The organism is Pseudomonas sp. SBT1-2 (assembly GCF_028640875.1).
Taxonomy (GTDB): domain Bacteria; phylum Pseudomonadota; class Gammaproteobacteria; order Pseudomonadales; family Pseudomonadaceae; genus Aquipseudomonas; species Aquipseudomonas chlororaphis_I.
Window position 1 is genome coordinate 47,726 of sequence record NZ_JAQZAA010000089.1, and the last position, 10,982, is coordinate 58,707.

At 62.1% G+C, this 10,982-nt stretch carries 12 protein-coding genes; 4 read left to right on the forward strand and 8 right to left on the reverse strand.

Going from position 1 to position 10,982, the window contains the following annotated elements:
- Nucleotides 1-12: 12 nt before the first annotated feature.
- The 3 genes from PVZ78_RS18895 to msuE form a co-directional block, all read right to left on the reverse strand.
- Complete coding sequence (locus PVZ78_RS18895; protein ID WP_273829078.1) at nucleotides 13-1,200, reverse strand: acyl-CoA dehydrogenase family protein; 1,188 nt, start codon at nucleotides 1,198-1,200, stop codon at nucleotides 13-15.
- Nucleotides 1,201-1,365: 165 nt separating this feature from the next.
- Nucleotides 1,366-2,517, reverse strand: coding sequence for an FMNH2-dependent alkanesulfonate monooxygenase (gene ssuD / locus PVZ78_RS18900; protein WP_053269619.1), 1,152 nt, complete (start codon nucleotides 2,515-2,517; stop codon nucleotides 1,366-1,368).
- Between the two features lie 9 nt (nucleotides 2,518-2,526).
- The gene (msuE, locus tag PVZ78_RS18905; RefSeq protein WP_009050048.1) at nucleotides 2,527-3,090 is read right to left on the reverse strand and encodes an FMN reductase; all 564 of its coding nucleotides are present in this window, start codon (nucleotides 3,088-3,090) and stop codon (nucleotides 2,527-2,529) included.
- 402 nt (nucleotides 3,091-3,492) lie between these two features.
- Here msuE and PVZ78_RS18910 point away from each other — a divergent pair, with 402 nt between their 5' ends.
- The 3 genes from PVZ78_RS18910 (at nucleotide 3,493) to PVZ78_RS18920 (ending at nucleotide 7,113) form a co-directional block, all read left to right on the forward strand.
- Nucleotides 3,493-3,759 carry a hypothetical protein gene (locus PVZ78_RS18910; protein WP_009050047.1) on the forward strand — a complete coding sequence of 89 codons (267 nt, stop codon included), beginning with the start codon at nucleotides 3,493-3,495 and terminating at the stop codon, nucleotides 3,757-3,759.
- Between the two features lie 320 nt (nucleotides 3,760-4,079).
- Nucleotides 4,080-5,249 carry an aminotransferase class V-fold PLP-dependent enzyme gene (locus PVZ78_RS18915; protein WP_101283011.1) on the forward strand — a complete coding sequence of 390 codons (1,170 nt, stop codon included), beginning with the start codon at nucleotides 4,080-4,082 and terminating at the stop codon, nucleotides 5,247-5,249.
- A 55-nt stretch (nucleotides 5,250-5,304) separates the two neighbouring features.
- Nucleotides 5,305-7,113 (forward strand): aminopeptidase P family protein, encoded by a 1,809-nt coding sequence (locus PVZ78_RS18920; RefSeq protein ID WP_124301935.1) that lies wholly within the window; start codon nucleotides 5,305-5,307, stop codon nucleotides 7,111-7,113.
- Nucleotides 7,114-7,182: 69 nt separating this feature from the next.
- Here PVZ78_RS18920 and PVZ78_RS18925 read toward each other — a convergent pair whose 3' ends face one another.
- The gene (locus PVZ78_RS18925) at nucleotides 7,183-7,773 is read right to left on the reverse strand and encodes a 2-hydroxychromene-2-carboxylate isomerase (protein WP_009050044.1); all 591 of its coding nucleotides are present in this window, start codon (nucleotides 7,771-7,773) and stop codon (nucleotides 7,183-7,185) included.
- 37 nt (nucleotides 7,774-7,810) lie between these two features.
- Nucleotides 7,811-8,551 (reverse strand): SDR family oxidoreductase, encoded by a 741-nt coding sequence (locus tag PVZ78_RS18930; RefSeq protein WP_009050043.1) that lies wholly within the window; start codon nucleotides 8,549-8,551, stop codon nucleotides 7,811-7,813.
- A gap of 93 nt (nucleotides 8,552-8,644) precedes the next feature.
- Here PVZ78_RS18930 and PVZ78_RS18935 point away from each other — a divergent pair, with 93 nt between their 5' ends.
- Nucleotides 8,645-9,214 carry a TetR/AcrR family transcriptional regulator gene (locus PVZ78_RS18935; protein WP_009050042.1) on the forward strand — a complete coding sequence of 190 codons (570 nt, stop codon included), beginning with the start codon at nucleotides 8,645-8,647 and terminating at the stop codon, nucleotides 9,212-9,214.
- A gap of 11 nt (nucleotides 9,215-9,225) precedes the next feature.
- Here the strand turns inward: PVZ78_RS18935 and PVZ78_RS18940 are convergent, their stop codons facing one another.
- The 3 genes from PVZ78_RS18940 to PVZ78_RS18950 all read right to left on the reverse strand — a co-directional run.
- The gene (locus PVZ78_RS18940) at nucleotides 9,226-9,507 is read right to left on the reverse strand and encodes a hypothetical protein (RefSeq protein ID WP_009050041.1); all 282 of its coding nucleotides are present in this window, start codon (nucleotides 9,505-9,507) and stop codon (nucleotides 9,226-9,228) included.
- A 169-nt stretch (nucleotides 9,508-9,676) separates the two neighbouring features.
- Nucleotides 9,677-10,564, reverse strand: coding sequence for a threonine/homoserine exporter RhtA (rhtA, locus tag PVZ78_RS18945; RefSeq protein ID WP_124301934.1), 888 nt, complete (start codon nucleotides 10,562-10,564; stop codon nucleotides 9,677-9,679).
- Between the two features lie 122 nt (nucleotides 10,565-10,686).
- The coding region (locus PVZ78_RS18950; protein ID WP_273829079.1) for a hypothetical protein at nucleotides 10,687-10,982 on the reverse strand (296 nt) is incomplete at its 5' end.

Here is a 10,982-nt window from a genome sequence, read left to right on the forward strand (position 1 = left end):
GGGAACAGAAGGCTAGGAATAGAAAGTCGGGGTCGGCAGGGACTGGTTCAGGGCCCAGTCGCCCAACTCATGGAGTTTGTAATCCACCGGGTCGTGCAGGGTTTGCGTGCGCAGGTTGCGCCAATGCCGGTCCAGGCGCAGGGAGGCGTGGGTGGAGCGGGCGCCGGTGACCTCGAACAGGCGGCTGCACAGTTCCAGGCCCTGGCGCGTGGTGGCGACCTTGGCGGTGGCGATGGCCGTGGCCAGGTGACCGCGTTCTTCGGCGCTCAGGTTCGGCCCCTTGGCCCAGGCCTTGTCCAGCAGCTCCGCGGCGCGCTCCACCAACAGACGCATGCCTTCCAGGGCCACCCAGAAATCACCGTAATGGCCCAGTACGTAAGGGTCCTGATAGGCCTCCTGTGCGCTGGACTTATGCCAGGGCCGGGTTTCGCTGAGGGTGTACTGGCGGGCTTCTTCAAAGGCGCCTTCGGCGATGCCGAGGAACATGTGGGTGAAGGTCAACTGAGCGATCAGTGGGCGCAGACAGGCAAAGGGCGTGCTCAAGGGGCCCGGGTCCAGCAGCAGCTCCGATTCCTCGACCCGCACCCGTTCGAAGCTGGCGCTGCCGCTGTCGGTCTGGCGCTGGCCCATGTTGTTCCAGTCGTTGTGCAGGGTGATGCCGCTGCGGCCGCTGGGGATGGCGGCGATCAGCAGCTTGCCGCCGTTGCCTTCGTCGACCGCCGAGGCGATGAGCATTTCCGAATCGCTGGCGCCGGAGCAGAAGCTCTTCTTGCCGGAGAACTCGCGCCAGCCGCCGAGGTTCTTCACCACGGTACGGGTGTCCAGCGGGTTGAGGGCGTTGCCCCAGAACCAGTTCTTGCGCGCGGTCTGTTCGAACCAGGGTTGCCATTGTTCCGGGCGGGCGAACAGGCGCACGGTGGCCAGCATCAGGTGATGGAAACCGAAGACGTGGGCGATGGAACTGTCGACCTTGGCGAACTCGCGGACGATGTTCAGGGTCTCGCTCCAGCTGGCGCCGAGGCCGCCGTACAGGGTGGGAATGCTCAGGGCCAGCAGGCCGCTCTGGCGCAGGGCGTCGCGCTGGGCTTTGGGGGTTCCGCCGCGTTCGTCGCGTTCGACGGCGGTCAGGGCAAACTCGGCCGCCAGCTGGCGGGCGGTCTGCAAGGGGGACAACAGGGCGCTTTGCGGCTTGGCAGTCACGCGGTGTTCCTCGTTGGGGGCCGGTTGCGCGGCCGTGAAATCGGTGGGGCTGTGGGGATGATCGCGAGCAAGCTCGCTCCTACAGAAAACACCTGCACCCTGTAGGAGCGAGCGGGCGGCGATCCGACTTGCCCGCGATAGCGTTCTATCAGGCAATAAATACCCTTAAGCCTCAGCCGCTTTTTTGCTCGGCAGCACATCATTGGCGATCATTTCGCCAAACGGCCCGGTAAGGTTGGTCACGCCACGTCCGGCCAGGCTGGCGTAGGGTTCCGGCAGCAGCGGGAACACCAGTTCGGCAAAGCGATAGGCTTCTTCCAGGTGCGGGTAGCCGGAGAAAATGAAGCTCTCGATCCCCAGGTCCGCGTATTCCTTGATCCGCGCCGCGACCTGCTCGGGGTTGCCCACCAGCGCGGTGCCGGCGCCGCCACGCACCAGGCCGACGCCGGCCCAGAGGTTGGGGGCGATTTCCAGGTTGTCGCGCCGCCCGTCGTGCAAGGCAGCCATACGCCGCTGACCCTCGGAGTCGAAGCGCGAGAAGGATTGCTGCGCGGCGGCGATGGTCTCGTCGCTGATGTGTTCGATCAGCTTGTCCGCGGCCTTCCAGGCCTCTTCCGCGGTTTCGCGCACGATCACGTGCAGGCGGATGCCGAACTTCACCGTGCGGCCATGGCGGGCGGCCCGCTCACGCACATCGGCGAGTTTCGCGGCGACCGCGGCCGGCGGTTCGCCCCAGGTCAGGTAGACATCTACCTGTTCGGCGGCGAGGTCATGGGCGGCGTCCGAGGAACCGCCGAAATACAGCGGCGGGTAGGGCTTCTGCACCGGTGGGTAGAGGGCCTTGGCGTTCTGCACATGCAGGTGCTTGCCTTCGAAATCCACGGCTTCGCCTTGCAGCACGCGGCGCCAGATCCTCAGGAATTCGTCGGTGACTTCATAGCGCTCGCTGTGGCTGAGGAAACTGCCGTCGCCACGGTTCTCGTCGGGGTCGCCGCCGGTCACCACGTTGATCAGCAGGCGGCCGTTGGACAGCCGGTCGAGAGTGGCGGCCATGCGCGCCGAGACGGTCGGCGAGATGATTCCCGGACGGATCGCCACCAGGTAGCGCAGGCGTTCGGTCAGGGGCACCAGCGCCGAGGCGATCACCCAGGAGTCTTCGCACGAGCGGCCGGTGGGGATCAGTACGCCGTGATAACCCAGGCTGTCCGCGGCCTGGGCCACTTGTTTGAGGTAGTTGAGGGTGACCGGACGCGCGCCCTGGGTGGTGCCCAGGTAATGGCCGTCGCCGTGAGTCGGAAGAAACCAGAAAACATCCATGACAGGTCCTTAAGCGATTTTCAGCAGATTTTTCGGATGCACGCCGAACAGGGGCGCGGCGCGTTCTGCCGCAAGGCGAATGCGGGCCTTCAAGGGCTCGCTGGTTATCTGGTAGTTGGCGAAGTCGGCCTCGGTGGCATAGACCCCGATGGGCAGGGTCAGGGCCTGGAAGAAACTGAACAGCGGCCGCAGCTGGTGATCCAGCACCAGGGCGTGACGCTCGCTGCCTCCGGTGGCGGCCAGCAGCACCGGGGTATTGATCAGGGCGTTGAGGTCGATCAGGTCGAACAGGTGCTTGAGCAGGCCCGGGTAGGAGCCTCGATACACGGGCGCTGCGACGATCAGCAGGTCGGCGCTTTCGATGGCCTGCAACTCGGCTTCGACTTCCGCCGCCAGTTCCTGGCGGGACAGGGCCGCGCCCAATGGGCGGGCGATGTCGCCCAGTTCGATGAGCTTGCTCTCGATCGGCAATTGCCCTGCCAGTTCGGCGAGCAGCGCTTGGGTCAGCACCAGGGTGCGCGAGGGGCGCCAGGTTCCACCGGACAGGGCAACGACTTTTAATGGACGCGACATGATCAGTTCCTTTGTTGAACAGGGCTCAACGAGCAGTGAGTAGTCCCAGGGCTTGAGCAAGAGCTGTACCAGCGGGGCAAAGCCTTGAGTGGCGGGGCTCGTGGCGCTGTTGCAGGATCAGGCTGTTGTTGGGGAGACACTGTTTTGTTGATTGGCTGTTGCCTGGCGAACAGTTGCTCAGGCAACAGCAGGCGGCGCGATGGGCCTGTTATAAAGGCTTACTGATATTCCTAAAAAATACTTTATTTCCATATTTATAGATCTTTTGGAAATAAGAGAGGGCGCTATGGGCTGCGATAGGGGGAATCGATAGCCACTATCGAGCGTGATGATTTCTGCCCCGGGAAGGGCGACGGTAGCCTGTGTCCATTGCCTCGCAGCCCAGATCCAGGAGCCTTTGCCATGAACCGTTCGCTCGTCTTATCCCTGCTTGTCGTCACTTCGGTCCTGGCCGGTTGTGCCAGCCAGCCGGGTCCGGAATCGCGCCCTTATACCGCCGAGGAAACTCGCGAACTGGCGCTGGAAGCCCTGAACCGGCGCGGACTTTCCTTTGACGAATACCAGCAGAAGAAGGCCGAGCTGCTTGCCCCGCAACGGACCTTCGGTTTCGACCAGCAGGGCGAAATGAACGCCGAACACAGCGTGACCCTGCATGGCCGTGCCAGCTGATTTGTCGATCTTCCGTGGCCTTGCCCGCAGAGGCTGACGGACTGCCGGTGACAGTCGGCAAAACCCTGTGATGATTTTCCCGCCTCCTGCCTTGTTCTTCGGCCCCTTGGCCGAACCTCGCTTAACCCGGCTCCCGGAGCCTGTTAAGCTGCCCCTCGGGAGCGTTCCTACGCACTTTTAAATGAAGTTGTCCTTCTTTAACTGCATCCGATCGGGTATTGCTGACGGTCTGCCGTTTTTGCGTTGCCGAAAGGGCGCGTATCAGCGTTCGGCACCGAGCGAACCTTGATCCTGGAACAGGCTCTGCGGGTATTTTTGCGATGAATAAACGTCCTCTCTATTTCGACTACGCCGCCACCACGCCGGTGGATGAGCGAGTCATTCAGGTGATGGTGGAATGCCTGGGGTTCAACGGTAACTTCGGCAACCCGGCGTCCAGTTCCCATGCCTTCGGCCAACAGGCCCGGCGCAGCGTCGAGCTGGCGCGGCAGCAGGTCGCCCAACTGGTGGGGGCGGCGCCCGAGCAGATCGTCTGGACCTCCGGCGCCACCGAATCCAACAACCTGGCGCTCAAGGGCGTGGCTCAGGCCCGGGGCGTATCCGGCGGGCACATCATCACCAGCCAGATCGAACACAAGGCCATTCTCGATACCGCCAGCCAGCTGCAGGCTGCCGGCGTGGCAGTGACTTACCTGGTGCCGGACCGCGACGGGCTGATCACGCCCGAGGCGGTCAGCGAAGCCCTGCGCGACGACACCTTCCTGGTGTCGCTGATGCTGGTCAACAACGAGCTGGGTACGGTCAATGACATTCCTGGCATTGGCCGCGTGGTCCGCGAGCGCGGGGCGCTGCTGCATGTCGACGCGGCCCAGGGCGCGGGCAAGGTGGCGATCGACCTGGCGCAGTGGCCGGTGGACCTGATGTCCTTTTCCGCCCACAAGATTTATGGCCCCAAGGGCATCGGCGCGCTTTACGTCGGCCCTCGCGCGCAGCAGCGCTTGCAGGCGCAGATCCACGGCGGCGGCCATGAGGGCGGCTTGCGCTCCGGGACGCTCGCGACCCATCAGATTGCCGCCATGGGCGCCGCCTTTGCCCTGGCCGCCGAACACTTCGATGAAGAAGCGGCGACCATCGCTCGGCTGCGCGAGCGCCTGCTCGAACAGCTGGCCGACCTGCCGGGGCTGTGCCTGAACGGCAGCCCGGCCCAACGCATTCCCCATACCTTGAGCCTTACCTTTGGTGAAGGGGAGTTCAATCCGGCGGCCCTGAGTGCCTCCATCGCGTTTTCCGCGACCTCGGCCTGCAACTCGGCGAGCAATGCGCCGTCCCATGTGTTGCTGGCGCTGGGGCTCGACGCCCGGACGGCGGGGCGGACCATCCGCCTGAGCCTGGGCCGCTTCACCACCGAGCAGGACATCGATCAGGCCGTCCAACTGATCAAGGCTTCATCCGCCAGTGCACCGGCGTTCTGGGCGGTTGCCCAACCCTGAGGGCTTATGCCCTCGGTATCCAATAACAATGATTCACCTGGTAGCAGGAGACACAATGAGTACGCAGCCCTTGACCAATGGAGTGGTCCCCCAGCGCCTGGCGCGCACCCGTGAGCTGATGAGCCGCGAGGGCATTCATGCCCTGCTGGTGCCGTCGGCCGATCCGCACCTGTCGGAGTACCTGCCGGGTTACTGGCAAGGCCGGCAGTGGCTGTCGGGCTTTCACGGTTCGGTCGGCACCCTGATCGTCACGGCGGATTTCGCCGGGGTCTGGGCCGATAGCCGTTATTGGGAGCAGGCGACCAAGGAGCTCAAGGGCAGCGGTATCGAACTGGTCAAACTGTTGCCGGGTCAGCCCGGTCCGCTGGACTGGCTGGCCGAGCAGACCCCGGAAGGGGGCGTGGTCGCGGTCGACGGCGCGGTGATGGCGGTGGCTTCGGCGCGTACCCTGGGCAACAAGCTGCAGGAACGTGGCGCTCGCCTGCGCACCGATATCGATCTGCTGAACGAAGTCTGGAGCGACCGTCCGAGCCTGCCGGATCAGCCGATCTATCAGCATTTGCCACCCCAGGCCACGGTCAGCCGGGTCGAGAAGCTCGGCAAGTTGCGCGAAACCCTGAAAGAGCGAGGCGCGGATTGGCATTTCATCGCCACCCTCGACGACATCGCCTGGTTGTTCAATCTGCGCGGCGGTGACGTCTCGTTCAACCCGGTATTCATCTCCTTCGCCCTGATCAGCCAGCAGCAGGCGACGTTGTTTGTGGCGCTGAGCAAGGTCGATAACGCTTTGCGTGCCGTGCTGGAACAGGATGGCATCACCCTGCGTGACTACAGCGAAGTGGCCGCGGCCCTGAGTGCGATCCCCGACGGCGCCAGCCTGCTGGTGGATCCGGCGCGGGTCACTGCCGGTTTGCTGGATAACCTCGGTAGCGGCGTGAAGCTGCTGGAAGGCCTGAACCCGACGACATTGGCCAAGTCCCAGAAGAGCTTGGCTGATGCCGAGCATATCCGTCAGGCCATGGAGCAGGATGGCGCCGCGCTCTGCGAGTTTTTCGCCTGGCTGGAGTCGGCCTGGGACCGTGAACGCATCACCGAGCTGACGATCGACGAGCACCTGACCGCGGCCCGCACCCGTCGCCCCGGCTACGTGTCCCTGAGTTTCAACACCATCGCCGCGTTCAACGCCAATGGCGCGATGCCGCATTACCACGCCACCGAAGAAGAGCACGCAGTGATCGAAGGCGATGGCCTGCTGCTGATCGACTCCGGCGGCCAATACCTGGGCGGCACCACGGACATCACCCGCATGGTGCCGGTCGGCACCCCGAGTGCCGAGCAGAAACGCGATTGCACGCGGGTGCTCAAAGGCGTGATCGCCTTGTCCCGGGCGCACTTCCCGCGGGGCATCCTGTCGCCGCTGCTGGACGCCATCGCCCGCGCGCCGATCTGGGCCGAGGGCGTGGACTATGGGCACGGCACCGGCCATGGCGTGGGGTACTTCCTCAATGTCCACGAAGGCCCGCAAGTGATCGCCTATCAGGCGGCGCCGGCACCGCAAACCGCGATGCAGCCAGGGATGATCACCTCGATCGAGCCGGGAACCTATCGTCCGGGCTGTTGGGGCGTGCGCATCGAAAACCTGGCGATGAACCGTGAGGCGGGCACCACCGAATTCGGCGAGTTCCTCAAGTTCGAAACCCTGACCCTGTGCCCGATCGACAGCCGCTGCCTGGAGCCTTCGCTGCTGACCCAGGACGAGCGTGAGTGGCTCAACGCCTACCACGCCGAAGTGCGTCGGCGCCTGAGCCCGCTGCTGCAAGGCGCGGCGCTGGAATGGCTGAATACCCGTACCGCAACTATCTGAACGTTAATCGCGCTGCCGGCTTTGGGCTGGCAGCGCGAATGGCGTTGCTCGTCATATCGACGTCTTGGCTTAACTCAAGGCTTCGAGGACAAAGTCCAGGCGATCCTGGCCGAAAAACAGCTGGTTATCGACGAACATGCTCGGCGCGCCAAACACGCCGCGCTGCAAGGCTTGTTCGGTCTTGTCCTTGAGGGCGTTCTTGACCTCTTCATCGTTGGTCAGGGCCAGCACCTCCAGCGGATCGAATCCCCCCTCACTGAGTACCGCTGCCACTGTGGCCTGATCATTCAGGTTGCGCTTCTCGACCCAGAGTGCGCGAAACAGGCAGTCGATAAAGGCAACAAAGCGCTGCGGGTGTCGCAGTTGCATGCCGGTCACCGCGCGCATCAGCAGCAGGGTGTTGATCGGGAAGTGCGGGTTGAATGCCAATGGCACCTCATAGCGTCTGGCATAACGCGCCAGGTCCTGAAGCATGTAGCGTCCCTTGGCGGGGATGCTGATTGGCGAGGCGTTGCCAGTGACCTTGAATACGCCACCGAGCAACATGGGTTGGTAAATCAGTTGGCTGCCCGTCTGGGCACAGATCTTCGGCAGTTGGGTGTAGGCCAGGTACGAGGTCGGGCTGCCCAGGTCGAAAAAGAACTCGACGGTTTTGCTCATCGGTAATGCTCCTTTTTTGTTGTTGTGGAGGAGGGGGCTACCAGCGTTCGTTCCAGGGCCGCAGATCCAGTTCGAAGGTCCAGGCATCCCGTGGCTGGCTGTGCAGATGCCAGTAGTTGTCGGCGATGTGCTCGGGGTTGAGGATGCCGTCTTCATCCTTGAGCGCGTACTTTTCCGGGAAACTGTTGCGGATAAAGTCAGTGTCGATGGCGCCATCGACCACCACGTGAGCGACGTGGATGTTCAGCGGTCCCAGTTCCCGAGACATGCTTTGCGCCAGCGCGCGAATGCCATGCTTGGCTCCGGCGAAGGCGGCAAAACCCGCAGCGCCACGCAATCCCGCGGTGGCCCCGGTGAACAGGATGGTCCCGCGTTTGCGAGTGACCATGCGCTTGGCCACTTCCCGCGCATTGAGGAAACCCGAGAAGCAGGCCATCTCCCAGATCTTGAAGTACTTGCGCGCGGTTTCCTCGAGGATGCTGCACGGCACGTTGGCGCCGATATTGAACACCAGGGCTTCGATCGGGCCGATCTCGCTCTCGATCTGTTCGATCAAGGCAATCACTTCTTCCTCTTTTCGAGCGTCGCAGGCGAACCCGTGGGCTTCGCCTCCCGATTGCTGGATGGCCTCCACCAGTGGCTGCAACTTGTCCGCGCTGCGTCGGGTGACACAGGCCACAAGACCTTCCCGGGCAAAACGCTTGGCGATGGCACCGCCTGTGGCATCGCCGGCTCCGACGACCAAAACGACTTTCTTGTTCTCTGTAGCTGTAGTCATGGTGGGATCGCTCTATTGGTAAACGGTCGTTAACTAAACGAACGTTATGCTACGATTCGCCGAGCGTCAAGGCGAAGAGAGGAGAGGGGCGTCATGCGTTATTCAGCCAGTCACAAGCAGGAAACCAGGGAGCGGTTGCTGCAGAGCAGCGCCGTGTCAGCCAAAAAGGAAGGGTTTTCGACTGTAGGGGTCGATGGCCTGATGAAAGCGATCGGGCTGAGCGGCGGGGCGTTCTACAGCCACTTTTCGTCCAAGGATGAGCTGTTCGGTTCGATTGTCGAGCGGGAGCTGAGCCAGAGCCTTGAGCGCCTGGGCGCCGATGGCGAGCAAAGCCGGATGCGGCTTGAACGTTGCCTCAAGCACTACTTGAGCATGGCGCATGTCGAGAGCCCGGAAACGGGTTGTGCGCTGCCGACCTTGGGTGCGGAAATATCACGGGCGGACGAGGTGGTTCGACAGCAGGCGGAAGACTGGATTTGCCGCTTGCAGCAGAGCTGGGCGCACACCCTGGGCAGTGACAGCCTGGCCTGGTCGATCCTGTCGCAATGTGTAGGGGCGTTGGTGGTGGCGCGAATGTTGGTCAGTCCGGACATTCAGCGCCAGGTCCTGAAATCGAGCCATGACGAAATTGTTCGTCAGTTGCCAACGCAGGATGTGCAGTAGGCAGGTGCTGCCTACTTGCAGATGACGATCATGCTGCGGCTGGTGTAGCCGGCGGGGTTCAGGCCGAAGGGGTAATCGCCCGGATCCTCCACCGTATCGCCGGACTTGGCGATCACTTTGTAGCCTTTGGGGCCACAGGAGGTAGCAGCACTGGCGTAGCATTTGTCCCAGGAGGAGGACAGGCCGGAGCAGTTGATATGCAGGCCCTTCTTTCCGCGCTTGACCTCGGTTTTCGAAGTTGCGGCGCAACCTGCGATGGCAAGTACGGCTAACAGAATCAAAAAACGTTTCATTCCTGTCCCTATTGCTGATCCCGGATCTGTTGTCCGGGTTCGACTGCGTTAGCTGTCACTTTGGCGTCTGTGCGGTCCTTGCCCGAAAAATCCATGACTGGCGCTGAGTTACAGCGCCTAAACATGGCCTAATTGAGCGGCAAATGCCAGAGCTATGTACAACCGAGAATCAATCCGCCGCTACCAAAGGTTTCGATTCGCTGCGCATGGTCAGGGTCGCACCCACTGACGCCAGGATGATGCAGGCAATAGCCATCCATTGTGCGAGAGACAGGTATTCGTGGAGGAACAGCAGCCCGGACAAGGCACCGAAAGCGGGTTCGATACTCATCAGCGTGCCGAAGGTTCTCGCTGGCATTCGGGTCAGGGCGACCATCTCCAGGCTATAGGGAAGGGCAGTGGAGAGAATGGCCACACCGATGGCAATGGGAATCAGACTGGGGGTCAGCAAGGCAGCTCCGGCGTGCACGATACCGATAGGCGCAACGAACAAGGCGGCGATCATTACACCCAGCGCTGCGGTCTGGACGCCATTATCGGCTCCGGCCTTTTGCCCGAACAGAATATAGAGCGCCCAGCACACTCCGGCCCCCAAGGCATAACCTGCGCCGATCAGATCGATGCCGGCGCTGGTATCGCTGCTAGGGATCAACAGCAGCAGGCCGATAACCGCCAGAAGGATCCAGAGAAAGTCGATGGCTTTTCGCGAAGCATAAATGGCCACGGCAAGCGGGCCGGTGAATTCCAGGGCGACGGCGATTCCCAGGGGAACGCTGCGTAGCGACATATAGAAGAGGAAGTTCATTCCACCCAGCGCCATCCCGTAAACGATGACCGTGCGCAAGGACTTGGCTGTGAGCTTCGCGCGCCACGGGCGTAATAGCAGAAGCATGATGATGCTGGCGAAGATCAGACGCAGTGTGGTGGTGCCTTGTGCGCCCACGATCGGGAACATGCTTTTGGCCAGCGAGGCGCCGGACTGGATGGAGGCCATGGCAATAAGCAGCAGTCCCACTGGGAACAGGGTTGAGGTTAGGCTGCGGGACTGGTCATTCATGGCAAGGCATCATCCGGTTTTATAAAGGGGGGAGATTGGGTGCGCCGACATGATGCTCAACTAATAACGCATGAGCAATATATTGCTCATGGTGTTTCTGCTCTTCTTATATAGAGAAGGATTTATCTGTTTTTGCAGGTTATTGATAGAAAAGACAAATTAGGGGTTGACGGCAGATTCTGGAAGTCTATAATTCGCCCCACTTCCGGCGCAGTCGAAACGGAAAACTCCTTGAGATTCAACGAGTTACACGGTTTTCGACAGCGGTTACGCTTCAGTTCATCGAGGCCCGAAGGAGTCGGTTCGGCAGTGTGTTTTCGCCGGATTGACGGTTCGATCTTCTCGGTCGAAAGCGGAGAAAAAGAGGTGTTGACAGCAGCGTGTAACGCTGTAGAATTCGCCTCCCGCTGACGAGAGA

Bases quoted from the DNA above. Each gene is read 5' to 3' on its own strand.
- ssuD (WP_053269619.1), bottom strand. From the start codon at position 2,517: ATGGATGTTTTCTGGTTTCTTCCGACTCACGGCGACGGCCATTACCTG.
- msuE (WP_009050048.1), bottom strand. From the start codon at position 3,090: ATGTCGCGTCCATTAAAAGTCGTTGCCCTGTCCGGTGGAACCTGGCGC.
- PVZ78_RS18910 (WP_009050047.1), top strand. From the start codon at position 3,493: ATGAACCGTTCGCTCGTCTTATCCCTGCTTGTCGTCACTTCGGTCCTG.
- PVZ78_RS18915 (WP_101283011.1), top strand. From the start codon at position 4,080: ATGAATAAACGTCCTCTCTATTTCGACTACGCCGCCACCACGCCGGTG.
- PVZ78_RS18920 (WP_124301935.1), top strand. From the start codon at position 5,305: ATGAGTACGCAGCCCTTGACCAATGGAGTGGTCCCCCAGCGCCTGGCG.
- PVZ78_RS18925 (WP_009050044.1), bottom strand. From the start codon at position 7,773: ATGAGCAAAACCGTCGAGTTCTTTTTCGACCTGGGCAGCCCGACCTCG.
- PVZ78_RS18930 (WP_009050043.1), bottom strand. From the start codon at position 8,551: ATGACTACAGCTACAGAGAACAAGAAAGTCGTTTTGGTCGTCGGAGCC.
- PVZ78_RS18935 (WP_009050042.1), top strand. From the start codon at position 8,645: ATGCGTTATTCAGCCAGTCACAAGCAGGAAACCAGGGAGCGGTTGCTG.
- PVZ78_RS18940 (WP_009050041.1), bottom strand. From the start codon at position 9,507: ATGAAACGTTTTTTGATTCTGTTAGCCGTACTTGCCATCGCAGGTTGC.
- rhtA (WP_124301934.1), bottom strand. From the start codon at position 10,564: ATGAATGACCAGTCCCGCAGCCTAACCTCAACCCTGTTCCCAGTGGGA.